Origin of the sequence: Peptostreptococcus faecalis, assembly GCF_900240845.1 — a bacterium.
Taxonomy (GTDB): domain Bacteria; phylum Bacillota; class Clostridia; order Peptostreptococcales; family Peptostreptococcaceae; genus Peptostreptococcus; species Peptostreptococcus faecalis.
This window is the reverse complement of the sequence record NZ_OERU01000001.1, coordinates 546,079-570,140: the sequence shown is the minus strand read 5'-3', so window position 1 is coordinate 570,140 and position 24,062 is coordinate 546,079. Positions and strand designations below refer to the sequence as shown.

General features: G+C 30.6%; 24 protein-coding genes. All 24 read right to left on the bottom strand.

The genetic code is table 11. The features are described 5' to 3' along the window. Positions 1–11 precede the first annotated feature (11 nt). The 24 genes from C0982_RS02655 to C0982_RS02540 all read right to left on the bottom strand — a co-directional run bounded on the left by C0982_RS02655 (position 12) and on the right by C0982_RS02540 (position 23,893). A complete protein-coding gene (locus tag C0982_RS02655) occupies positions 12–680 on the bottom strand; it encodes a thiamine diphosphokinase (protein WP_101772671.1) in 669 nt (222 codons plus the stop codon). Between the two features lie 10 nt (positions 681–690). Continuing rightward, positions 691–1,350: a ribulose-phosphate 3-epimerase gene (gene rpe / locus C0982_RS02650; protein ID WP_101772670.1), complete on the bottom strand. Its 660-nt coding sequence runs from the start codon at positions 1,348–1,350 to the stop codon at positions 691–693. Next, positions 1,347–2,240 (bottom strand): ribosome small subunit-dependent GTPase A, encoded by an 894-nt coding sequence (gene rsgA, locus C0982_RS02645; protein ID WP_101772669.1) that lies wholly within the window; start codon positions 2,238–2,240, stop codon positions 1,347–1,349. Before rsgA ends, rpe begins: the two co-directional genes overlap by 4 nt. 44 nt (positions 2,241–2,284) lie before the next feature. Next, positions 2,285–3,019, bottom strand: coding sequence for an elongation factor P 5-aminopentanone reductase (ymfI, locus tag C0982_RS02640; protein ID WP_101772668.1), 735 nt, complete (start codon positions 3,017–3,019; stop codon positions 2,285–2,287). An 82-nt stretch (positions 3,020–3,101) separates the two neighbouring features. Then, positions 3,102–4,985, bottom strand: a complete 1,884-nt coding sequence (gene pknB, locus C0982_RS02635; RefSeq protein ID WP_101772667.1) for a Stk1 family PASTA domain-containing Ser/Thr kinase — start codon at positions 4,983–4,985, stop codon at positions 3,102–3,104. A gap of 12 nt (positions 4,986–4,997) precedes the next feature. Continuing rightward, entirely contained in the window at positions 4,998–5,750 is a 753-nt protein-coding gene (locus tag C0982_RS02630) for a Stp1/IreP family PP2C-type Ser/Thr phosphatase (protein ID WP_101772666.1), read from the bottom strand. Positions 5,751–5,763: 13 nt separating this feature from the next. Beyond that, the gene (gene rlmN / locus C0982_RS02625; RefSeq protein ID WP_101772665.1) at positions 5,764–6,801 is read right to left on the bottom strand and encodes a 23S rRNA (adenine(2503)-C(2))-methyltransferase RlmN; all 1,038 of its coding nucleotides are present in this window, start codon (positions 6,799–6,801) and stop codon (positions 5,764–5,766) included. Between the two features lie 22 nt (positions 6,802–6,823). Then, positions 6,824–8,167 carry a 16S rRNA (cytosine(967)-C(5))-methyltransferase RsmB gene (gene rsmB, locus C0982_RS02620; RefSeq protein ID WP_101772664.1) on the bottom strand — a complete coding sequence of 448 codons (1,344 nt, stop codon included), beginning with the start codon at positions 8,165–8,167 and terminating at the stop codon, positions 6,824–6,826. Between the two features lie 125 nt (positions 8,168–8,292). Next, on the bottom strand, positions 8,293–8,967 hold the full coding sequence (locus C0982_RS02615) for a zinc metallopeptidase (RefSeq protein ID WP_101772663.1): 675 nt from the start codon (positions 8,965–8,967) through the stop codon (positions 8,293–8,295). A gap of 14 nt (positions 8,968–8,981) precedes the next feature. After that, positions 8,982–9,911, bottom strand: coding sequence for a methionyl-tRNA formyltransferase (gene fmt / locus C0982_RS02610; protein ID WP_101772662.1), 930 nt, complete (start codon positions 9,909–9,911; stop codon positions 8,982–8,984). Between the two features lies 1 nt (position 9,912). Further along, positions 9,913–10,359: a peptide deformylase gene (gene def / locus C0982_RS02605; protein WP_101772661.1), complete on the bottom strand. Its 447-nt coding sequence runs from the start codon at positions 10,357–10,359 to the stop codon at positions 9,913–9,915. An 86-nt stretch (positions 10,360–10,445) separates the two neighbouring features. Beyond that, on the bottom strand, positions 10,446–12,908 hold the full coding sequence (gene priA / locus C0982_RS02600; protein ID WP_101772660.1) for a primosomal protein N': 2,463 nt from the start codon (positions 12,906–12,908) through the stop codon (positions 10,446–10,448). A gap of 57 nt (positions 12,909–12,965) precedes the next feature. Next, positions 12,966–14,186, bottom strand: coding sequence for a bifunctional phosphopantothenoylcysteine decarboxylase/phosphopantothenate--cysteine ligase CoaBC (gene coaBC / locus C0982_RS02595; protein ID WP_101772659.1), 1,221 nt, complete (start codon positions 14,184–14,186; stop codon positions 12,966–12,968). A 60-nt stretch (positions 14,187–14,246) separates the two neighbouring features. Beyond that, positions 14,247–14,513, bottom strand: a complete 267-nt coding sequence (rpoZ, locus tag C0982_RS02590; RefSeq protein WP_101772658.1) for a DNA-directed RNA polymerase subunit omega — start codon at positions 14,511–14,513, stop codon at positions 14,247–14,249. Continuing rightward, on the bottom strand, positions 14,507–15,133 hold the full coding sequence (gene gmk / locus C0982_RS02585; RefSeq protein ID WP_101772657.1) for a guanylate kinase: 627 nt from the start codon (positions 15,131–15,133) through the stop codon (positions 14,507–14,509). Before gmk ends, rpoZ begins: the two co-directional genes overlap by 7 nt. A 17-nt stretch (positions 15,134–15,150) precedes the next feature. After that, a complete protein-coding gene (locus tag C0982_RS02580) occupies positions 15,151–16,032 on the bottom strand; it encodes a YicC/YloC family endoribonuclease (RefSeq protein WP_101772656.1) in 882 nt (293 codons plus the stop codon). Between the two features lie 134 nt (positions 16,033–16,166). Continuing rightward, positions 16,167–16,994: an alpha/beta fold hydrolase gene (locus C0982_RS02575; RefSeq protein ID WP_101772655.1), complete on the bottom strand. Its 828-nt coding sequence runs from the start codon at positions 16,992–16,994 to the stop codon at positions 16,167–16,169. A gap of 11 nt (positions 16,995–17,005) precedes the next feature. Beyond that, positions 17,006–18,769 (bottom strand): Rqc2 family fibronectin-binding protein, encoded by a 1,764-nt coding sequence (locus C0982_RS02570; RefSeq protein ID WP_101772654.1) that lies wholly within the window; start codon positions 18,767–18,769, stop codon positions 17,006–17,008. A gap of 35 nt (positions 18,770–18,804) precedes the next feature. Then, positions 18,805–19,332 (bottom strand): bifunctional pyr operon transcriptional regulator/uracil phosphoribosyltransferase PyrR, encoded by a 528-nt coding sequence (pyrR, locus tag C0982_RS02565; protein ID WP_101772653.1) that lies wholly within the window; start codon positions 19,330–19,332, stop codon positions 18,805–18,807. Between the two features lie 55 nt (positions 19,333–19,387). After that, positions 19,388–20,368 carry an RluA family pseudouridine synthase gene (locus tag C0982_RS02560; protein ID WP_101773207.1) on the bottom strand — a complete coding sequence of 327 codons (981 nt, stop codon included), beginning with the start codon at positions 20,366–20,368 and terminating at the stop codon, positions 19,388–19,390. A 14-nt stretch (positions 20,369–20,382) separates the two neighbouring features. Beyond that, positions 20,383–20,826 carry a signal peptidase II gene (gene lspA / locus C0982_RS02555; RefSeq protein WP_101772652.1) on the bottom strand — a complete coding sequence of 148 codons (444 nt, stop codon included), beginning with the start codon at positions 20,824–20,826 and terminating at the stop codon, positions 20,383–20,385. Between the two features lie 98 nt (positions 20,827–20,924). Beyond that, positions 20,925–21,932, bottom strand: coding sequence for a tryptophan--tRNA ligase (gene trpS / locus C0982_RS02550; protein WP_101772651.1), 1,008 nt, complete (start codon positions 21,930–21,932; stop codon positions 20,925–20,927). A gap of 84 nt (positions 21,933–22,016) precedes the next feature. After that, the gene (locus tag C0982_RS02545; RefSeq protein WP_101773206.1) at positions 22,017–22,715 is read right to left on the bottom strand and encodes a 5'-methylthioadenosine/adenosylhomocysteine nucleosidase; all 699 of its coding nucleotides are present in this window, start codon (positions 22,713–22,715) and stop codon (positions 22,017–22,019) included. A gap of 116 nt (positions 22,716–22,831) precedes the next feature. Further along, positions 22,832–23,893 (bottom strand): YeiH family protein, encoded by a 1,062-nt coding sequence (locus C0982_RS02540; protein ID WP_101772650.1) that lies wholly within the window; start codon positions 23,891–23,893, stop codon positions 22,832–22,834. Positions 23,894–24,062 lie beyond the last annotated feature (169 nt).

The following is a 24,062-nucleotide window of genomic DNA, read 5'->3' as shown; positions in this document are numbered from 1 at the left end:
TTCGATTAAAGCTATATTTTATTTTTTATTACTAAGATGCAGCCATCTCTAATATCAATGTGACAGTTCTCTCCTAACATTACATTAGATATCCCTCTTGGTGAACTATACTCCATGTCATACTCATCTAAAGGGTACTCCAAATTGGTTAGTGTTATTCCATTTGCATCACCTTTAATTGGTATCACCGAAACTACATCTCCCGGATTCCCATACAATTCTATCTCATCATTCTCTAGTATATATATTTCTTCATTATCACTTATAATCCTTGGATATATGTCTTTTTTCAAAATATAATACAACAAGTTTATATTTCCAATTTCATGGTCAATTCTACCACCTAGGGCCGCAAATATGTCTATACTTATCGCTCCTAAACTTTCTGCAAGTAATATTGCCAATTCTGAATCTGTTTCATCCTTTTTTTTAGGTGCTTTTCTTAAGTTTACGCCTAAATTCAAAAAGTCTTCTTTTACTTTAGTTTCTATGGAATCCAAATCACCTATAATATAATCTGGTTTTATTCCCATATTATGTAGATGGTTTGCACCTCCATCAACAGCAATGATTGTTCCATAATTATTTGAAGATATTAAATTTCTTATAGCTTTTTCATCACTTATTTCTCCATTTAATACCACGCAAAATCGCTTGGAAGAAATTAAATCACTGTACAACTCAAATCATCTACTTTCCATCCGCAGCGTTTCTTAGGTTTTTCACTGCTTCTTTTATATTTTCGTTCCCAAAGATTGCAGAGCCTGCAACCAGTATATCTGCTCCCGCATCCACTAAATCTTTTATATTTTCTGTATTGACACCTCCATCAACTTGTATTTCAACATTCAAGTTTCTTTCAGTTATCATAGTTTTTAGTTCTTTTACTTTGTTAAGAACTTCTGGAATAAATTTCTGGCCTCCAAAACCTGGGTTAACAGACATTAGAAGAACCATATCAACATCTGGTAGTACATGTTTAATCATATCTACTGGTGTTGCTGGATTTAATACCACCCCTGCTTTTATTCCATATGATTTGATATTTTGTATACTTCTGTGTAAGTGAGTACAAACTTCTTGATGAACTGTAATTACATCGCATCCTGCATCAACAAAGTCCTTGATGTACATATCCGGATTTTCAATCATTAAATGTGCATCAAATACCATATTAATATCTTTTCTAATACTTTTTATTATCGGAGCTCCAAATGTTATGTTTGGAACATAATGTCCGTCCATTACATCTAGATGCAGATATTCGCAACCTGCCTCTTCTACTTTTTTACAACTTTGTAATAGGTTTGCAAAGTCTGCTGATAAAACCGATGGTGCTAATTTCATTATATATTCCTCCTAAATTTACTGTTTGAATTGTTTATTTCATTCATTATATTAATATAACTATCATATCTTCTTTTCGATATGTGATTGTCTTCTACTGCTTGTTTTACTGCGCATTCAGGCTCGTTTCTATGTATACATTTTTTGCCGAATCTGCATTCATCATAATTATTAAACTCAATAAAGTACTCTTTTAATTCTTCAATTTCTATTCCAGATACATCAAAAGAGCTAAATCCTGGAGTATCGGCTACTATAGCATTTTTTGACACTTCGAAAAGTTCAGCATGTCTAGTTGTATGCTTCCCTCTACCTAATTTCTGTGAAATCTCTGCTGTTTTTAGATTAAAATCAGGGTCAATAGCATTTAGTATACTTGATTTTCCAACACCTGACTGACCTGCAAATACAGATGTTGAGTTTTTCAATTCCTCTACAACCATATCTATATTCTCGCCAGTCTCTGAACTGACAGGAATTACTTTGTAACCTATATTTTCATATTCACTTTTAATTTCATTTACATATTCTTCGTCAGCCAAATCAACTTTTGTCATCACTAGTACAACATTTAAATTTTCTTTTTCTGCAAATACTATAAATCTATCTACTAAAGATAAATTTGCATTTGGTTCTTTTATAGAAAAAGTTATCATCACCTTTTCTATATTAGCGATAGGCGGTCTAATTAATTCAGATATTCTTGGTTTTATCTCATCAATTATACCTTTTTTTTCAGACTCATCTAGCACTTCAAATACAACTTTATCTCCAACTAAAGGTGTTATTTTTTTCTTTCTCAATATACCTCTAGCCTTACATTCATATATATTTTCATTTTCTTTTACGTAATAAAATCCACTAATTCCTTTTATTATTATTCCTTCCTTCATCATTCCTCCTTGCCTTCATCTAATTTTAAACTTTAATTATATTTTTAAATTACAAATCCCCCGTTGGCTCCTATTACTTGGCCTGTAATAAAGTTCGATTTTTCTGATCCTAAAAATAAAACCAAAGAGGATATATCTTCTGCGGATCCAACTTTCATCAAAGGAGTTTCTTCTTTTAAATCATTGATTTCCTCTTCTGAAAAAGAGTTCATCATATCAGTCATGATAACACCAGGTGCTATAGCATTTACATTTATCCCAGAAGGTCCAACTTCTTTTGCCAATCCCTTTGTAAAGCCTATAATGCCAGCCTTTGATGCAGAATATGCAACTTCATATGATCCCCCTGTGACACCCCACATTGAAGATATATTGATGATTTTTCCACTATGATTTGATATCATAATTTTTAAAGCTTCTTTAGAGCATAAAAATACAGATCTTAAATTTGTATTCATTATACTATCCCATTCTTCTGCGCTTAAATCAGTTATCAATCCTTCATGGCTTATTCCGGCGTTATTTACTAACAAATCAATGCTTCCATAACATTCTTTACAATACTCAAATAATTTTTTTACGTCGGATTCCTTTGACACATCTGCTTTGAAAATTTCAATATCAAATCCTTTTTCAGTCAAATTCTTTTTTAATTTTTCCGCTTTTGATTTCGATTTATTGTAGTTAACTAACACTTTGTAGTTATTTTTTGCTAAATCTATTGATATTTGCTTACCTATACCCCTAGACCCACCTGTTACAATTGCAATTTTTTTCATAAAATCCTTCCATTTTTATATTATACTTCTAAAAAAGAGTTATCATTAAGATAACTCTTTTTTAATTTTAAATTATGTTCTATTAATCTGTATAACCAGTTCCTGGAGTATCTGTTCCAGTGTTTCCTGTTCCAGAGTTTCCACTTCCTGGAGTATCTGTTCCAGTACCAGTGTTTCCACTTCCAGTTCCATTACCTGTTCCTGAGTTACCTGTTCCAGTACTTCCACTTCCAGTTCCATTACCTGTTCCTGAGTTGCCTACTCCAGTATTTCCATTTCCTGTTCCAGTTCCATTACCTGTTCCTGTACTTGGAGTATCATCTATTATGCTAGGTCTTTGAGTCGTAGGTTTTTGACCTTTACTAACTACTAAAGATACCTTTTGACCTTCATCACTTGATCCACCTACCAAGCTTTGACTCAATACAGTTCCTTCAGCAGCACTATTGTATTCATACTTAACATTACCTAATAACAAATCATTGTCATTTAGTAGTTTCTCAGCTTGGCTCAATTTCATTCCAATTACATTTGGAACAGGGACTTTTGAGTTCCCCTTGCTTACTACAACCTCTATAGAATCACCTTTATTTAAAGATGTATCTGCACTTGGTGTCTGACTTATAATCTTACCTTCAGGCACTTGTGTACTCTCTTCTTGAGATTTAACAACTATTCTTAGTCCTAGATTTTCAGCTTCATTTTGTGCCTGCTCGACTGTCATATTTACAACATTTGGAGCTTTTATGCCCTCATTTGCATCTTTACTTTGGAAAAAGTCAAGCCCAATATATTTAACTGCAACAACTCCATATCCAATAAGTATTAATATTAATATTGCCGCAATAATTTTTAGTCTTCTTTTAGTCTTTGGACTATCTTGCTTTTTAGCTTTCTTTCTTTCCTTTTTTAATTCTTTCTTTGTCTTTTTAGGTTCATCATCATAATAATCTTCATCTTCATAGTATTCATCATCATCGTATTGACCATATTCATCTTCATAGTCATCATAGTACTCATCATCTTCATCTTCATCATGTCTATTAGCATATGGTGAAGGCTTTCTTCCATTAAAAAGACTTGGATCTCTTCTATTTTTATCTGTTATTGCAAAATTATCATAGTCTTTAATATAAGGAAGATCAATGTTTTTTTCTACAAATTCTATGTCTTCTATCAATTCTTCCGCAGTTTGATACCTATTATCTGGCTCCTTTTGAGTCAATTTACTTATTATTGTTCTTACGCTATTTGGAATACTAACCATTTCCTCATCTGTAAATACAATATTTTCATTAATATGCATCAAGGCTATAGAAATAGGGCTATCCCCGCTAAAAGGAACTCTTCCTACTATCATTTCATACAGTACTATACCTAAAGAGTATAAGTCTGCATTACTTGTAAGATGCTTACCCTTTGCTTGTTCAGGTGATATATAATGAACTGAACCTATTACACTCCCCATATTAGTCATCGTAGAACTACTTACAGCTTTTGCTATACCAAAATCTGCAACCTTCACCTGTCTACCATCTTTTGATATTAAAATGTTGTGAGGCTTTATATCACGATGTATAATACCATTTCTATGTGCGGCACCTAAAGCTAGAGCTATCTGCTTTGCTATATCAAGTGCAGTATACTCTTCCATTGCGCCTTCTTTTTGTATTATTTCTTTTAAGTTTTGACCATCAACGTATTCCATTACTATGTAATGTACTTTTCCATCCTCACCTACATCGTAAACATTTACGATATTAGGGTGCGAAAGACTTGCTACCGCCTCTGCTTCTCTTTTAAATTTCACAAGAAATTCTTGATCATCTACAAATTCTGGTCTCAAAACCTTGACAGCAACTATTCTATTTAACAATCTATCTCTTGCCTGGTAAACGAAGGCCATGCCTCCATCTCCTATTTTCCTAAGAATTTCATATCTATTTCCTAATACTGTAGCTCCCATAATAACACCACCTTAAACCATAACTAGTATTACAGTAACATTATCTTTGCCTGATGCATCATTGGCAAGCTCGATTAGGTTCCCAGCTATCTCGTTAGCATCATTACTTTCAGCAAATGTTTGTTGTATGTATTCTTTATCAACTGCCCCTGTCAATCCATCTGTTGCAAGCAAAATCTTATCTCCTTCGTTTACATCTTCGGTAAAGATATCTACTACAACTACTGGTTCAGTTCCTACAGCCCTAGTTATTTTATTTCTTTCAGGATGAACTCTGGCTTCTTTTTCTGTAATTATATTAGCTTTTACATATTCCTCTACAATAGAATGATCTGACGTTATTTTTTCAAATGTTTTAGAATCTCTATATATGTAGCATCTACTATCTCCAACATTGGCTATATATGCCTTATTATTGTAGACAACAGCTATTGTAAGAGTAGTTCCCATCCCATCATAAGAAGAATCTTCTTTTGATTTTTCATATATTGTAGAGTTCACTGTATTATATGCTTGTTTTATCATATCTTCAATATATTCTATTTTTATTGCATTATTTTGTATTAAATTGTTATTGAAAAATTCAATAATATTTTCAACAGCCAGCTGACTGGCAACCTCACCTTTATTATGTCCACCCATTCCGTCAGCTATCGCAAATATACCTACTTCGCTTCCATTTTCAATTTCAATTATTTCTCCCTTGCTGTAGTCCTCATTGTTTTTTCTGACCTTTCCAACATGGGTTGTACATACAAAATCCATATTACTCCTCCTCTTAGCTATTTTGATGCTTTCTTCTCAACTGACCACAAGCACCGCTTATATCTGATCCCATAGAATTTCTTATGGTAACAGGTATATTATTTTTTTCTAAATAGTTTTTAAAATTATTAATATAAACCATGTCAGGTTTTTCAAAATTTCTTTCTTCAATCGGATTAATTGGAATTAAATTCACATGGCACAGCATTCCTCTTAAAAGCTCTACTATTCTTTTGGCTTCCTTATCTGAATCATTTATCCCTTTTATTAGTGAGTATTCAAATGTTATCCGTCTATTTGTTTGTTTTATAAAATATTTACATGCCTCAATAACATCTGATATTGAATATTTATTGGCAACAGGCATTATTTTTTTTCTTTCTTCATCAAATGGTGAATGTAATGATACTGCTATGTTTATAGGTATTTTTAAGTCAGCAAGCTTAATCATATTATCTACAAGTCCACAAGTAGATAAAGTTATGTGTCTATTTCCTATGTTCAGCCCATCTTCTTCATTCACAAGCTTTAAAAATCTTATAGTATTTTCAAAGTTATCTAAAGGTTCACCACTCCCCATCATTACAATATTTGAAACTCTTTTTCCCAAATCTTCCTGAACTTTTATTATTTGATCCAGTATTTCCCAAGCTTCTAAATTTCTACTTAAACCATCTATTGTTGATGCACAAAATCTACACCCCATCCTGCATCCAACTTGACTTGAAACACAGACTGTCAGCCTATCTTTGTACTCCATTGCAACAGTTTCTATTATATTACCATCATTTAATAAAAATAAATATTTGCTGGTATTATCAATTTTTGATTTTAATTTTAAATCTATTTCAATATTTCCTACAATAGAAGAAGTTTCTAATTTTTCCCTTAGTGATTTTGGTATATTATTCATTTCGTCAAAAGATTTTACTCCTTTATATATCCATGAATAAATTTGATTACCTCTAAATTTTTTTTCTCCAATGTCAACTAAAAAATCAGACATTTCACTTTTTGTTAGATTTTTCAGCACAATTCGTTCTTTACACATTATACCACACCTCTATTGATTTTTAAATTTTTTTCATTCTACAAATAAAGAATCCATCCATATTATGTTTATTAGGTAATATCTTTAAATATCCATCTTTTTGAGTTTCTTTGTCTATCATTACATTATCTATAATATCTAACGTGAAATCTTTATTATCATTTAAGAAATTTTCAATAATATCCATATTTTCTTCTTTAAAAAGAGTACATGTTGAATATATAAGAATTCCTCCTTTTTTTACATACTTTGATGAATTTCTCAATATTTTTGACTGTATTTTTGAAAGTTCAACTACATCTTCTTCTTTTTTATACTTTATTTCTGGTTTCCTTCTAACTATTCCCATCCCTGAACAAGGAACATCGCATACGACGTAATCAAACTTTTCTATATAATTTTCATCTAGTACTTCAGCATCAGCTAAATTAGTTTTTAAATTATTAAGACCTAATCTCTTCGCATAAGTGTCTATAAGTTTTATCTTATGTTCATATATATCTTGAGATACTACTTCTCCAGTATTTTCCATATATTCGGCTATATGTGTGCTTTTCCCACCAGGAGCTGCGCACACGTCTAATACCTTAGAATTCTTTTTAGGATTTAGCACTTCGGCTACTAACATAGAACTGACATCTTGTATACTTATATATCCATTCTTAAACAGTTCGTTTTTTTCTATATTTTTAAAGTTTTTAACAAGTAAAGCCTCTTTTACTACATCTACCTTTTTTGCTTCCACACCGTCTTTTCCTAGTGAATCTATAATAAAATTTATATATTCATCAAAAGAATTAAATTCTTTTGATTTTGTTTTATTTACCCTTACATATAGTTTCGATTTTTCAGAAAGAGCCTCTAGTAACTCCTCTGTAAATTCATATCCGTATTCCTTAACAAATCTACCAACTATCCACTTGTTATAAGAATATTTAATGGATAGGTAGTCTATACCTTTTGCATTTACAACTTTTATATTATCTTTGTCTCTTGATATATTTCTTAATACCGCATTTACAAATCCAGAAGATTTTTTATCTAATCTTTTTACAATATTTACAGTTTCATTTATAGCTGCATAATCCTTAACAGAATCCAAAAACATCATCTGATATACACCTATTCTCAGCATGATTTTTACTATGTTAGACATTTTTCTAACTTTGATTTTTGAGACTTTATTAATCATATGATCTATATATTTCTCATTTTCTATTACACCATAAACTATTTCGGTGATTAATCCTTTGTCAATATTACTGATATTTGGATTTTTAAGATGATTGTTAATTGCTAAATTCGAATAATTTTTTCCTACCTCTATATCTATTAGTATTTTATAGGCTATATCTCTGCTCGACATATTTTCTCCTCATATCTCTCTATATTTATATTTTTTCTATATTATTATGAAATTTATAATATACAAATAAATTTCATAATAATATGACTATATGTCAATAGACACATAGTCATACTTAAGTGTATTTAATCTCTACCATTAGCTATAGCAATATATCTAATTAATGTTGCTATAGAAGCCAAGGCTGCTGCAATATACGTAAGAGCTGCTGCACTTAACACCTTATAGCTTTGTTTCTTTTCATCAAGACCAACTATACCAAGAGTTTCAAGCTGAACTAACGCTCTTTTTGATGCATTCAGTTCCACTGGTAATGTCACTACCTGAAATAAAACTGTCGCAGAAAAAAGAATTATTCCTAACCACAATAATTTACTTCCCATAAATAATCCTGCCGCTATTATTAACCACGAAGCAGATGAAGCAAAATTCACAGTCGGTACAAGTGCACTTCTAAACGTCATTGCTGGATAAGCTTCTTTATCTTGAATAGCGTGCCCACATTCATGAGCTGCTACTGATATAGATGTTATCGATCTTCCATAAAACACCTCTTCTGATAAACTAACAGACTTTGACCTAGGATTGTAATGATCTGTCAATTCACCAGCTACTGGTAATACTGGAACATTGCTCAAGCCATTATAGTTCAAAATACGTCTTGCTACCTCTTCTCCCGTCATTCCACTACTAGCATTTACCTTAAAGTATTTTTTAGTAGTCGAGTTGACCTTAAACGACGCATACAAACTAAGCAGTATAGCTGGAACTAATAATATTAACGTACTATCATAATACAATTATAACAACCCCTTTATTTTAATATACTTCCTTTTTCAATTGAATTTCCTTTTATATAATCTGAAACTGACATTCTTCTCTTGTTTGGCATTTGAAGTTCCTCAATCAATAAAGTACCTTTTCCACAACTTACCTCAATACCATCGCTAGAAACTTTTTCGATAGTTCCTGGTGTAGTATTATATTCTTTGTCCTCAACCTTTGTCTTCCAAATTTTAATTTTTCCATATTCAGAATCACACCAAGCCCCAGGCCAAGGTATTGTACCTCTAACTAAATTATGTATTTCTGTAGCACTTTTAGAGAAATCTATATGACCTAAGTTTCTATCCATCATTGGAGCGTAAGAAGATTTTGAATCATCCTGTTTAATTCTTGTATACTCTCCTGTTTCAATTAATTGTATAGTCTCTACTAAAAGTTTTGCTCCTTCATCCTTCATCCAGTCGTGCAGTTCTCCGGCCGTGATATTATTATCTAAATCATATTCTTTTGACATAATAATATCTCCAGTATCCAGACCTTCATCCATAAACATAGTCGTTACACCTGTCTTTTTCTCTCCATTTATTATCACCCAATTTATAGGTGCTGCACCTCTGTATTTTGGAAGTAGAGAGACGTGGACATTCACACAACCATATTTAGGTATTTCCAAAAGTTCTTTTTTAAGAATTTGTCCATAAGCTATTACCACTATCAAATCGGGAGCAATATCTCTAATTGTATCAATGAATTCCTTAGACGAAGCTTTCATTGGTTGAAGAATATCTAAATTATTATCTAATGCAACTTGTTTTACAGGAGAAATTCCTATTTTTTTACCTCGTCCTTTAGGCTTATCAGGTTGAGTAACTACCGCACAAATTTCATGTCCTTGCTCGATTAATATCTCCAAAGATTTCACTGAAATATCAGGTGTTCCCATAAATACAATTCGCATATTATTCACCTTTTTTCACTTTTTCTACAAATAATATTCCATCTAAATGATCAATTTCATGACAAAATGCTCTAGCTAAAAATCCTTCACCTTCTACTTCTATAGGTTTTCCATATCTATCTTGTGCTTTTACCTTTACGTAATTTGGTCTAGTTACTTCACCAACAAATTCTTCTACACTCAAGCATCCTTCTACATCTGTTTGAGTCCCATTAGAATCTACTATTACTGGATTAATAAGTTCAATCAAACCTTCTCCAATATCAACTACTACTGCTCTTCTCAGCATTCCAACCTGTGGAGCAGCCAATCCTACACCCTCAGATTCATACATAGTATCTGCCATATCATCAAGTAACAAGTGTAGTCTTTCGTTAAAATCAACTACTTCTTTTGACTTTTTATTTAGAGTCGAATCTCCCATTTTTAACACGTTTCTTATTGCCATTTTTACCTCCATTATTTATTATCTCTCACGATTGTCGTTTTAATTGTTTTTTATATTTATAATTATTACTCTGATAGAACTAAATCTTAGATAAAACTTCTAGGATTCAATTCTACGTTTATTAATACCCCATTATCAAATATATCATCTCTTTTTGTAACACTTATATATTTTATCATGGCTTTTAAAATTTTTATATCTATATTTCTATTTTTTATAATTACTTGCCATCTGTATTTTTCTTTTATTTTATTTATAGAACACTCATTAGGTCCTAGTATATGTCCACTAATATCAAGGTCCTTGGACTCAAATAAAAATTTTAAAGTTTCATAAAATTTATACGCATTATTTTTTGCTAAATCATAATTTTTATGAGAAAAAACTACTCTAAAGATACTATTAAAAGGTTCATATCCAAATAGTTCTCTTAGTTTTATTTCATCTTTATAGAATCCTTCATAGTCATGATTAGCAGCCCTTTTAATTGCAAAATGTTCTGTATCATAAGTTTGAAGTATAACTTTCCCTTCTTTTTCTGAACGACCAGACCTTCCCGATACTTGTGTTATCAGCTGAAAAGTCGATTCATAAGAACGAAAATCAGGATAATTCAACATCATATCAGCAGATATAATACCCACTAAAGTCACATTATCGAAGTCATGACCTTTACTCAATATTTGTGTACCAATTAGAATATCTACTTCTTGTGAATTAAATTTTCTTAAAATATCCTCTAATTGACCTTTTTTAGATGTAGTATCCTTATCTACTCTCATTACTCTGTATTTAGGAAATTTTTTCTTTATCATTTCCTCTATTTTTTCAGTGCCTATACCTAAGCTCCCTATATTTATTCCATTACATATAGGACAATTATTGGGTATATTTTCCTCAAGTCCACAGTAGTGGCATATACCTTTTTTAATATTTTTGTGATACGTAAGGGATATATCACATCTTTCACAGGTAAAAACATGACCACAGTCCTTACAAGTAACAAAATTCGAATATCCTCTTCTATTTAGAAAAAGAATTACTTGATTGTTCGATTCAACAGTTTTTTCTATGGAGTCCAACAACTTATTACTTAACTCTGAACTATTACCGGAGTGAAGTTCTAATCTCATATCAACAATTTCTATATCCGGTAAACTCTTTTTATTTGCTCTTTTAATTAGTTTATGAAGTATATACTCACCATTTAACGCCTTGTAATAATCTGATACAGAAGGTGTCGCAGAACCTAAAACTACGGTAACATTTTGCTTTAGTGCCATAAATCTAGCCACTTCTATAGTGTCATATTTAGGTGTCATATCTGATTTATAGCTAAGATCGTGTTCTTCGTCAATTATCACTAATCCCAAAGAATCAAACGGCAGATAAAGTGCTGACCTTGTACCGATTACAATTCTAATATTACCATTTTTTACTTCTCTATATACATCATGCTTCTCGCCTTCAGATAACATACTATGAAAAACTCCCACCATATTTCCAAATCTATTTTTAACTCTGGAAATCATTTGAGGTGTTAGAGCTATTTCTGGAACAAGTAATATACTTTCCAAACCTTGCTCAAGTTTATTTTTTATTAACTCCAAATAAATTTCAGTTTTTCCACTTCCTGTTATTCCGTGTATAAGATGTGGCTTTTTATTTAAATCTAAATCCGAGTCTATAATCGACTCGAATATAAATTTTTGTTCATCATTTAAGCTTATTTCTTTTTGTTCAACTTCTATAGAGGAATCCACCCTCCTATAATAATCTATCTCTTCTACCTTAATTAAGCCTTTGGATTCTAGACTTTTTATTGTAGAAGAATATATATTTAATAAAGAAATTGCTGTTTGAAATTCAACTTGTTCGTTTAAATATAAAAATTCTAATAATTTCTTCTGGCTTATCCCTATTCTATATTTATTTTCTAAAATTTTATCTTTTATTATTTCTTCAGTATCATTGAGTTTAATGTATTTAATTTTCTTCTCGTTCTTTCGCTCTTGATACTCCCAAATCACCTTTATACTGTCATTTGACTTCATATCATCTATCGCTTTTTTACCAAAAAGATTTACTACATCTATATAATCTACTTTCCCATTATTTTCAACTACGTAATCTAATATTTTTTTCTCCTTGCTATTATCTGAATAAATTTCTTCATTGTTTCCAAAAGTTATTACCTTTTTAGATTTTAGTGAATATCCCTTTGGATAAAATAAATTTATACAATCATCATATGTGCACATATATCTATTTCTCATCCAGAATATTAACCTTATATTTTCTTCAGATAGCATTGGATTTTCATCTAAAATATCACTTATATATTTAATCTTTTCTGGGCTTATACTATCTTTTTCAAGATTTTCTTTTACGGTAATAGCAAAGGCTTCAATAGGTTTATCTGACCGTCCAAAAGGAACACTGATTCTATGTCCCCTTTTTATCTCCTCTTCAAGCTCCGGTGGAATCCTATATGTAAACAACATATCAGCATATTTACTTTTATTTCGTAGTATAACGTCTACATACATATAATATACCTCCCGACAAAAACAAGGGAAAGTTAATTACCTTCCCTTTTAAAAAAACTACCTTATATTTTTCTCATCAATAAGATTTTTTATTCTATCTAAAATCACATCTGCTACTTCTGTTTTTTTAAGGATTGGATATTCATCAACTTTTCCATCTACATCAATTATCTTGACAATATTAGTATCAGACTTAAATCCAGCACCTTTTTTTGTTAAATCATTTGCCACTATGAAATCTAAATTTTTCTTTTTAATTTTCCTAGTTGCATTTGTTAAAACATCGTTAGTTTCTGCAGCAAACCCTACTAAAATTTTATTTCCTTTTTCTTTTCCAATCTCATATGCCACATCTTTATTTCTTGATAGCTCTATGACTAAATCTTCATCTGATTTTTTTATTTTCTTATCTGAATACTCTTTTGGCTTATAATCTGCTACTGCAGCACTTTGTATTATCACATCATTTGATGAAAATTCATCTGTAACTGTTTCGTATAGATTATCCGCACTTTCAATATCAATATATTTATAAAGCCCTTTTGGTTTTTCTATTTCTACTTTTCCCGATACTAGTGTTACATTAGCACCTCTAGATATTGCCTGTCTAGCTATAGAATATCCCATTTTTCCGCTAGATCTATTTGTAATATATCTAACCGGATCTATAGACTCTATCGTTGGTCCAGCTGTTACAAGTATATTTACACCTACTAAATCCTTCGCTCTATCTATTTCTTCAAAACAAGATTTAACTACTTCTACTATTTTATCTACTTCTTGTAATTTTCCAGCTCCAATATCTCCACAAGCCAATTCACCACTCGCAGGATCGATAACTGTCCAACCAATTCTTTTTAGTTTATCTAGATTTTCTTGAACAATTACATTATTGTACATATTTGTATTCATAGCTGGAGCCATTATTAGCTTAGAAGTTGTTGCCATTACAGTCGTAGTCAACATATCATCGCAAATTCCAGAAGATATTTTCCCTATGAAATTTGCACTTGCCGGTACAATTAAAAATGCATCTGCCTTTTTTGCAAGTTCAATATGTTCAACTTCCCATGTTTTTGGTTCAGCAAACATATCAACAGTCACTAAATTTTTACTTAAGGTTTGAAATGTCAATGGATTTACAAATTCACATGCTGACTTAGTCATTATCACATGTATATTTGCTCCTAATTTTTTCAGCTTACTTACGACATCACATGCTTTATATGCTGCTATTCCACCTGTTACTCCTACTACTATAGTTTTATTATTTAGCATAAACTCTACTTCCTTTACAATCACATTTTTATTATCATACCTGCAAACGCATTTTTTGATTTACTCTTGTTCTAATAATTTTCTTTCTTGCTCTAATTTATGTTCTATTTCTTGTTCTTTTATTTCGTCATCAGTAAGCAATCTGTAACCTACTTTGCCTTGTATAATTTCTTCGCTAGCTATTATTACCGGTTTTAAGTTTTCTTTTACCTCTACTAGTGGCTCTGAATTATCAACAATTTCTCTAGCTCTTTTTGAAACAGTAGCTATTAGGTAATATCTGTTCTCTATTTTTTCTGCAATATCATTCATCGATGGTTTTAACATTCTTTTTCCTCCAATTCAAACTTCTTTATAACTTCTTCTTTGTATCTACTTACCTTACATTTTTCTGCATTTATTATATTATGAATATCTTCAACAGATTGTTCCACAGTATTATTAAAAATAAAATAATCGTAATCCGAAACCAATTTTATTTCATTAAACGCACTGCTAAATCTTTTTTTAATTTGCTCCTCTGTTTCAGTTCCTCTTCCTGTAATTCTATTTTTTAATTCTTCTAAACTAGGAGGTAACATAAATATAAAAACTGCATCTGGATATGCTTTTTTTATTTGCATAGCTCCTTGCATCTCTATTTCTAAAATTATATCTCTTCCTTTTTCTAATTCATCTGATATAGCTTTTAAAGGAGTTCCATAATAATTATCATATATTTTAGCATGCTCTAAAAATTCGCCTTTATTCACCATTTCTTCAAACTCTGATTTAGTTTTGAAAAAATAGTTTACACCTTCTACCTCTCCTTCTCTAGGACTTCTTGTAGTCGCAGAAATAGATAGTTTAATGTTAGACTTTTTACTTACTATTTCAGTACAAACAGTCCCCTTACCTGCACCACTTGGTCCAGATATAACTATTAGTAGTCCTTTTTTTTCTATCATATCATATCTCCTCATAGCTATTCAATATTTTGAACTTGTTCCCTTATTTTTTCTAGCTCCGATTTTATTTCAATTATAGTATTAGTTATGTTAATATCAGATGACTTAGATCCAATTGTATTTGCTTCCCTATTCATTTCCTGTATTATAAAGTCCATCTTTCTACCTATTATATCATTGCCTACAACTGTGTCTCTTAATTGATGTATATGACTTTTGAATCTTACAATTTCTTCTGTAATATTGGACTTATCAGCATAAATTGCGACCTCTTGTGCAATTCTAGCTTCATCAACAAGATTAGAATCTTCAAGTAGCTCGTTTATTCTCGATTTCAATTTTTCTTTATACTCTTCTACTATTGCACCAGAATTTTTTTCAATTTCCTTTATGCTACTTTCAAGTAAATTTGTTCTAAATAAAATATCACTTTCTAGTTTTTTACCTTCGACCAACCTCATCTCAGATAATTTTTCCATACTTGAGTTAGCCGCAATAGAAAGCATATTCCACATTATGTCTTCATCCTCTTCAGATTCAGATACTTTTACTACTTCTGGGAATTTTGATATTTCTGAAATAGATATCTCCTGAGATATATTGAAATCAGACTTAATCCTATCAAGTATACCATAATATTGTCTAGCTAAATCTTCATCATATTCTAGATTTGTACCAGAGGATTTTAGTGTATCAAATTTTACGTATACATCTACACGTCCTCTATTAAGGTATCCTTTTATTAGTGATCTTAGTTGATCTTCTAAATATGAAATTTTTCTAGGCATTCTTATATTAATATCTAGATACTTATGATTAATAGTCCTGCATTCTAAGGATATATTATAATTATCATCCTTAAAATCACCTATTCCAAAACCAGTCATGCTCTTAGCCATATGTACACTCCAATCGAACCTTATTATAGTTTTATTATTAAAATAATCATTTTCCATTATAATTATTCTTTTTCATAAAGTCTATTATAACATAAATTTTATAATTAGATAAAATTATCAAGAAAGCTTTTCTATTATTTAATGATATTTAGGAATTTTTCTAATTCCTTAGTAAAATATTTAGGCTTATTGTTTATAAAGCTATGTGTAGACTTTTCAAACATGTGAATATAAGTATTATCTATATTTTCTTTTAAATACTCAACTGACTTGGGGTTCACAAGAGATCCCGGATCAGCAAAAAATAAAGCAGTCGGTACTTTAATTTTCTTAACAGTTTCTCTGAAGTCTTCACTACATAGAGAAAACCACATTGACGTAATCGAATAATATGAATTTCCACTTAAATCTTTTTCTATAACTCTTTTTAATACAGATGTATTTTTACCTTCTAGAGATGGATTAATTTGTATATATAAATCTAAGTATGCTTTTTTCATATCATCAAATTGACTTGCTATACTCTTTAATAATTCTTCACGCCCAAATCTTCCAAACATTATTCCATATTCCCATCCATCTTCGTTTAAGAGATATGGTGTCATGTCACAAATTACAATTCCTTTTAAATTTTCGTTTCCATAAGTATCTATATATTTATAAATTACACCTGCTCCCATAGAGTATCCAACCAGTATAACATTTTCTAACTCCAAGTACTCAATCAATTCTTTCAGATCTTTTGCTAATCTAGCTAGCGACATATCTCGATTTGGTTTTTCCGAAAGTCCAAATCCTCTGTGATCATATGCTATTTTTCTATAACCTGTTAAATTTTCTATTGTATAATCAAAATCATGGTGGTTAGATCCCCAAGCATGTAAAAAAATGATAGGAGTATCTTTTTTATCTCCGACATCTTTATAATAAATTTTATATTTTTCACTATTTAAAAAGAACATTTATTTCACCACTAATCCTCTATTTTTTTAATCTTAGCTTTTTCTTCGTCACTTGGAGTTACATATACAGTTTTATTTTTTTCATATATTACCATTCCCGGCTTAGCACCTGATGGTTTTTTTACATTTTTCTTTCTAGTGTAATCTATCGGCACATTTGACGACATTTTTGCTTTACTATAATATGCAGCCAATGTTGCAGCTTCTTTAATTTCTTCATCATTCACCTGTTTGCCCGCACATTTCAACAATACGTGTGACCCCGGAATATCTTTTGTATGGAACCAGTAATCATCATTATCAGCCATTTTAAGAGTTAAATAGTCATTTTGTTTATTGTTTCTACCTACCATTATTGTATTTCCATTTGATGATAAGTACTTCATTATTACTGTTTTAGGCTTGTTGTTTTTCTTAGGCATATTTCTAGATTTTAAATATCCTTCTCTAACAAGCTCTTCTCTTATCTCTTTTAATTCTTGACTATTTTCGCTATTGTCTATACTAAGAAGTATATTATCTAGATATTCCGACTCCTCTTTATTTATAATAAGGAGTTTTGTTAATTCTTCATTGGCATTTTTTAATTTATTATATTTTTTGAAATACTTTTGTGCATTTTCAGATGGAGATAAATTAGGATTAAGCTTTATCATAATAGGATTATTTTCATCATAAAAATTCAAAACCTCTACGCTTTCCATCCCTTTTTTTATCATGTAAATGTAAGAGGTTATCAATTCTCCTTTTGTTTTATACACGTGTGCGTTTTCTGACTCTCTAAGCTCTTTTAATTGTTTTTTTATCTTGTTGTTTACTCTATCTAATCTCAAAGAAATACTTTTTTTCATTGAAGAAGATTTTTGATTTAACCTATCCTTTATATCTTTTTTAAGATAGTACTGTTCGATAATCGCCGATATACTATCATCTTTAATATCAGACATATCTTGGTATTGTTTTAGCTCTATTGAACTAAATTCTACTATTTTATCTTTTTTGGTATCTATTATCATATTCGGATAATCTATATCATTTTTTAAATCATCAAATATACCTTCAACAATTGACATAATTTCATTAAATTTCGATAAAGATATTTCATTAATCTTACTATCTACAGATACACCTGACCTAAAGCATACTTCCTTAGCTACTAGTGGAGATATTCCAAGTATGTTTGAATATAGAGATTTAACAATATTGTCATCTTCTTTCAATAATGTTTTAAATTCTTCTACAGATATTTTTTTCAGTGGATTTAATTTATTTTGACTAGGAGGTAACTCGTACTCTGCTCCTGGCAATACTTGTCTTAATCGACTTACGCTTAGTGGAATTCTTTTAATTGAATCAATTATTTTTCCACTATGAGAAACTAAAATAATATTACTATGTTTTCCCATTATCTCAACAAATAAATACTTCAATGTTTTTTCTTTTAGCTCATCATATGATTCTACAGATATTTTTATAATTCTTTCAAAGTCTACTTGCTCTATATCTGTGATTATTCCACCTTGTATGTGCTTTCTCAACGTCATGCAAAATACAGGTGCTTTTTTAGGATTAGTTTTTTCATACATATCAGCCAAGTATGTTCTTGGGTTCGATGCACTTGCACTAATTACAAGCTTGTAAGACTCTTGTCTTGCCCTTATTTTTAAACATATTTCATCTTTTTCAGGCTGGTACACTTTATCTATTTTTGAATTTCCCAAAGTTTTTTTTAATTCCCTTGAAAGGGAGTTCACTACAATTCCGTCAAATGACATACACTACACTTCCTTATAATTAATTTACTCACATTCTATTCGCATATTATTACAGAATCTTCTTCTCCATCTTCATTTAACATAACTTGGATAAACTCATTCTTTGAAGTTGGAACATTTTTACCAACATAATCTGCTCTAATAGGCAATTCTCTATGCCCTCTATCTATCAACACTGCAAGTTGTATTAGTTTTGGTCTTCCGTTATCTATAATATAATCTAATGCCGCCCTAATAGTTCTACCTGTATACAATACATCGTCAACTAATACTACAGTTTTATTTTCTATATCTAAGTTGAAATTTTCATCTACAGTAGACATTATTTTATCGTGAGTAATATCATCTCTATATCTTGTAATATCTATAAAATTACAGTCTACTTCTACCTGTTCTATTTGTTCTATTTTTTTTGAAATCATCTTTGCAAGTGGTATACCTTTAGTTTTTATTCCAACTATGCATACATTATCAATACCTTTGTTTTTTTCTATAATTTCATGACTAATCCTAGTAATAGCTCTAGAAATAGCTTCCTTATCCATTATCTTTGCCTTTTGCATATTACCACCCTCTATAAAATTATACTAATCTAAAAATTACTACTCTCGCTATTTATCATTGTTCTCTCAAAATCTCTAGAGCTCGCTTAAAATATTCTGGTAACTCTGAAGAAAATTCTACGTATTCACCTGTTCTTGGATGTATAAATCCAAGTTTTCTAGCATGTAACATTTGACCTTTCAATTTAGGAAATTTTTTTTCTTTATATCCATATAGATAATCTCCCAATATTGGATGATTTAAAAAGCTACTGTGAACCCTTATTTGATGTGTTCTTCCTGTCTCCAAATTAGCTCTTAGATAACTATATCCACTATATCTTTCTATCAAATGAAAATGTGTAACAGCATTTTTACCACCTGAGTTCACAACTGCCATCTTCAACCTGTTTTTGGAATTTCTTCCTATAGGTTTGTCAACTGTCATCTCATCCCATTTTACATTCCCTAAAGATATCATTTCATATTCTCTTGTGATTGAGTGTACTTTAAACTGCTCAGCTAAGTGTTCATGAGCCATGTTGTTTTTTGCAATCACTAGTATTCCTGATGTATCCTTGTCGATTCTATGCACAATACCTGGTCTAATCAAGCCATTTACTGATGATAGATTTCCATTGCAGTGATACAGTGCTGCATTTACTAATGTGTTGTCTGGATTCCCAGGAGCTGGATGAACTACCATACCTTGTGGCTTATTTACTATCAACACATCTTCATCTTCATATATTATATCTATTTTTATATCTTGTGGTATTGCTACTGTATCTTTAGGCTCTAGCATCGATACATAAATAAGATCATCCATCTCTACTTTATAACTTGGTTTCTCGATTTTAGAATTCACTAATATCCTGCTATTTTTTATCAGTTTTTGTATATAACTTCTCGATATATCTTTATACATTTCGGAGACATATAAGTCTAATCGTTTATTTTCGTCATTTTCTTGAACACTAAAAGCATCCACTTCTTGATTTAGAGAGTCAATTTCTTCTATTTTTAAAGTTTCTTTATTATCGTCATTTTTTTTCATATTCTCTAACTTCATTATTTTTTGTCACTCCCACCAAAAAGCAATTCAATGCACAGTACAATAGTACCTACAACTACTAGTATATCCGCAAAGTTAAAAACATAGCTCCATATAAATCTGAAATCAAAAAAGTCTATCACATATCCTAGTCTAACTCTATCTATCATATTTCCTATTGCACCTGCAATTATCATGCATATAGAAATTTTTGTTATTTTATTTAAATCTACCCTATATAAATAGTAAATACCTACCAAAGTTACTCCTAGAGCAGCTATTATAAAAATAGCTTTGGAATTTTGAAACATTCCAAATGCTGCACCTCTATTTTCTACATAAGTTAGGTAAAAAATTTTATTTATCACCTCGTAGCTGCCTTCACTATTTAAAAATGATTTTATATTTATTTTTGTCACTTGATCTATTAATATAAGTAAAGAAATTAATATTAAATACATAATTACTCCTTATTTTTATTTTACCTTAATTATAACATATTAACAAAATAAAAGTATCGCTAACCTAATAGCTGATACTTTTATTAGTATTAACTGTATTAAAATTTTCTAGGTATAAAACCTATCTTATCATACACGTCTTTTAAAGTTTTTTCTGCTCTAACTTCCGCTTTTTGAGCACCCTTAACGTATATTTGTTCTAAGTAATCTCTGTTTTCAAGTAAGTATTTATATTTTTCTCTTATAGATCTCAGTTTTTCAACGACAACTTCTGCCATATCGCCTTTAAAAGCTCCATATCCCTTACCTTCATACATTTTAACAATATCTTCAACCGTTTTATCGCTAATTGCTGAGTAGATATTGATTAAGTTTTTTAATCCAGGCTGTTCATCAGTATAATTAACTTCACCAATTGAGTCTGTAACAGCTCTTTTTATCTTCTTAATTGTTGTTTTTTCATCTTCTGCTAAAAGTATATATCCATTTTCGTTTGAATCCGACTTACTCATCTTATTTAAAGGTTCTTGCAGACTCATAACTCTTGCTGTTCCCTTTGGAAAATATCCGTCTGGAACTACAAATGTTTCTGAATATTTATTATTAAATCTATTTGCCAACTCTCTAGCAAGTTCTAGATGCTGTTTCTGATCATCACCTACTGGAACTAAATCAGCTTGATAAAGTAATATATCCGCTGCCATAAGTACAGGATATGTAAATAGTCCCGCATTTAAATTAGCTTCACTCTTTTTAGACTTATCTTTAAATTGTGTCATTCTATTTAATTCACCCATATAAGTCATCGTACAAAGTGCCCAGTTAAGTTCTGCATGCTGGTGCACATGCGATTGAATAAATATTGTATTTTGCTCTGGATCAATACCACAAGCAATAAACTGTGCTAGTAATTCTATAGTTTGGTTTCTTAAAACTTCTGGGTCTTGAGGCACTGTAATTGCATGCATATCAACCATGCTGAAAAAGCACTCATATTCATTTTGTAAATTAGTCCAGCTTTTTATCGCTCCTAAATAATTTCCTAAAGTCATCTTACCTGATGGTTGTACTCCACTAAATATAACTTTCTTTCCCTGTTCATTCATAGTCAATTATCTCCTTAAGTTATTGCAAGGCTTTTATCCTATTATTATATCACCTGTGGAAAAAGGTTTCAATACTTTACACTTTTAAAGTCTTTTTAATATATTATCTACCATTTTCTTAGATGTCGTTGCGGCTTTTTCCACAAATTCTTCGTATGATTTATCCGCAGAACTATCTGCATTATCAGATATTGCTCTTATTATTACAAATGGTATATTATTGCAGTGTGCTACATGTGCCATCGCTGCACCTTCCATTTCACAACAATATCCTCCAAATTCTCTTTTTAAGTACTCTTTTTTTTCTTTGTCGGCTACAAACTGATCTCCTGTCACAACTCTTCCCTTATATGCTTTAAACTCAGTTTTTTCTTCAAGAAAAGCATCATATGCAATATCGATCAATCTCTCATCTGCTTTAAAGACTGATGTATCCATTCTAGGTATTGTGCCAACAATTTCCCCCGCTGCCGATGCATCTACATCATACTGTACAGAATCTGTTGATATGACAATATCATTTATTTTTAATTCATCATATAACGCTCCCGCAACACCTGTATTTATCACAGCATCTACTCCGAATTCGCTAATTAAAATTTGCGTGCACATCGCAGCATTTACTTTAGCTATACCACATTCAACAACTACTACATCTTTTCCATGAAGTATACCTTCATTAAAATTCAATCCCGCTATATTACGTGTTTTTTTATTTTCCAGCTCAGAAGTCAGTTCTCTTACTTCTTCGTCCATCGCTCCTATTATTCCTATTTTTTTCATATTGATTTTTTTATACAAAAACTGTATTTCTCCTACTCTTTTTTTTACTAATCATTCTATATTTATTTTTAGTAATCACTCTATATTTATTTTATATTAATTACTTAACTTAACCATTACATAATTCCTGTTAAATTCTGTATCAGCAAACTTACTCCTATAATCCCTATCCAACAACAAAAACCCATAAAAAGTGGTTTTCCACCCGTTTTTATTAATTTTATAATATCTGTATTAAGACCTATTGCTCCCATTGCCATTATTATAAAGAATTTACTCACTTTTTTCATAAATGAGAAAAATAACGGTATAGTACTCGCCAAACTACCTGTAATAGTACCATTAGATATCAGAAGTTCAACTATTGTAGTCAATAGAGAACATAAAATAAAGTAAATTATAAAACTAGGAACTAGTGATTTTAAAGATAATTTATGACTTGAAGATCCTTTGCTTTTTTTCTTAGAGTAATAAAGTGACAAGAAAAATGTTATTGGTATGATTGCTAAAGTTCTAGTAAGCTTTACTATTGTCGCTGAATCTAATACCGCAGTTCCCGTATTATGAATATTATCCCATGAGGATGCTGCTGCTGTAACAGAAGAAGTATCATTTACTGCTGTTCCTGCGAAAATTGCAAATCCTTTATTAGTCAGACCTATTATATCACCTAATGTAGGAAATATTAAAGCTGCTATCACATTGAACAAAAAAATAACAGATATTGCTTGTGCTATCTCATCATTATCTGCATCGATTACAGGTGCGGTTGCAGCTATAGCAGATCCTCCACAGATTGAAGAACCGACTCCTACCAGTACAGAAATCTTTTCTGGTATATGCATCCATTTGCACATAAAGTATGATATTAAAAGTGAGGTTGCTATTGTCGATACAATTATCGGCAGAGATTCCTTACCAACACTTAGAACAACTTGCAAATTCAGTCCAAATCCTAATAGTATTACTGCGTATTGCAATACTTTTTTTGAAACAAAATTAATTCCAATTCTATACTCTTCTTTTTTTTGCTTAAATACAGCACCTACTATAATCCCTATTAAAATAGAAAAAACAGCACCTCCTACTACAGGTGCAATATCTCCCAAAAAAAAGGACGGTACTGCAATTAAAAGACAAAAAATTACTCCTTTGAATATTTCTTTAAAATCTTTCATTTCTACCTCCTCTTTAATTTTGCTAATATAGTTTTATAAACTAATAAAATAACTAGTATTCCACATATTCTATTTTACATTTGATATAAATAAATTTCAACCAATTGATATAATATTATCACTTGTATTATTTCTAATTTAAAACGTCCCCGAATGTTAATTCGAGGAC

Bases quoted from the DNA above. Each gene is read 5' to 3' on its own strand.
- def (WP_101772661.1), bottom strand. From the start codon at position 10,359: ATGGCAATAAGAAACGTGTTAAAAATGGGAGATTCGACTCTAAATAAA.
- rsmB (WP_101772664.1), bottom strand. From the start codon at position 8,167: ATGTCGAGCAGAGATATAGCCTATAAAATACTAATAGATATAGAGGTA.
- C0982_RS02560 (WP_101773207.1), bottom strand. From the start codon at position 20,368: ATGAAAAAAAATGACGATAATAAAGAAACTTTAAAAATAGAAGAAATT.
- lspA (WP_101772652.1), bottom strand. From the start codon at position 20,826: ATGTATTTAATATTAATTTCTTTACTTATATTAATAGATCAAGTGACA.
- coaBC (WP_101772659.1), bottom strand. From the start codon at position 14,186: ATGCTAAATAATAAAACTATAGTAGTAGGAGTAACAGGTGGAATAGCA.
- gmk (WP_101772657.1), bottom strand. From the start codon at position 15,133: ATGATAGAAAAAAAAGGACTACTAATAGTTATATCTGGACCAAGTGGT.
- rlmN (WP_101772665.1), bottom strand. From the start codon at position 6,801: ATGTGTAAAGAACGAATTGTGCTGAAAAATCTAACAAAAAGTGAAATG.
- C0982_RS02545 (WP_101773206.1), bottom strand. From the start codon at position 22,715: ATGAAAAAAATAGGAATAATAGGAGCGATGGACGAAGAAGTAAGAGAA.
- pknB (WP_101772667.1), bottom strand. From the start codon at position 4,985: ATGGGAGCTACAGTATTAGGAAATAGATATGAAATTCTTAGGAAAATA.
- C0982_RS02540 (WP_101772650.1), bottom strand. From the start codon at position 23,893: ATGAAAGATTTTAAAGAAATATTCAAAGGAGTAATTTTTTGTCTTTTA.
- fmt (WP_101772662.1), bottom strand. From the start codon at position 9,911: ATGCGAATTGTATTTATGGGAACACCTGATATTTCAGTGAAATCTTTG.
- C0982_RS02630 (WP_101772666.1), bottom strand. From the start codon at position 5,750: ATGGATTTTGTATGTACAACCCATGTTGGAAAGGTCAGAAAAAACAAT.
- C0982_RS02580 (WP_101772656.1), bottom strand. From the start codon at position 16,032: ATGGCTAAGAGCATGACTGGTTTTGGAATAGGTGATTTTAAGGATGAT.
- ymfI (WP_101772668.1), bottom strand. From the start codon at position 3,019: ATGAAAAAAATTGCAATTGTAACAGGTGGGTCTAGGGGTATAGGTAAG.
- trpS (WP_101772651.1), bottom strand. From the start codon at position 21,932: ATGAATGAACAGGGAAAGAAAGTTATATTTAGTGGAGTACAACCATCA.
- C0982_RS02575 (WP_101772655.1), bottom strand. From the start codon at position 16,994: ATGTTCTTTTTAAATAGTGAAAAATATAAAATTTATTATAAAGATGTC.
- pyrR (WP_101772653.1), bottom strand. From the start codon at position 19,332: ATGCAAAAGGCAAAGATAATGGATAAGGAAGCTATTTCTAGAGCTATT.
- C0982_RS02570 (WP_101772654.1), bottom strand. From the start codon at position 18,769: ATGTCATTTGACGGAATTGTAGTGAACTCCCTTTCAAGGGAATTAAAA.
- rsgA (WP_101772669.1), bottom strand. From the start codon at position 2,240: ATGAAGGAAGGAATAATAATAAAAGGAATTAGTGGATTTTATTACGTA.
- priA (WP_101772660.1), bottom strand. From the start codon at position 12,908: ATGTATGTAGACGTTATACTACGAAATAAAAGTAAATATGCTGATATG.
- rpoZ (WP_101772658.1), bottom strand. From the start codon at position 14,513: ATGTTAAAACCATCGATGAATGATATTGCAGAAAAAATAGAGAACAGA.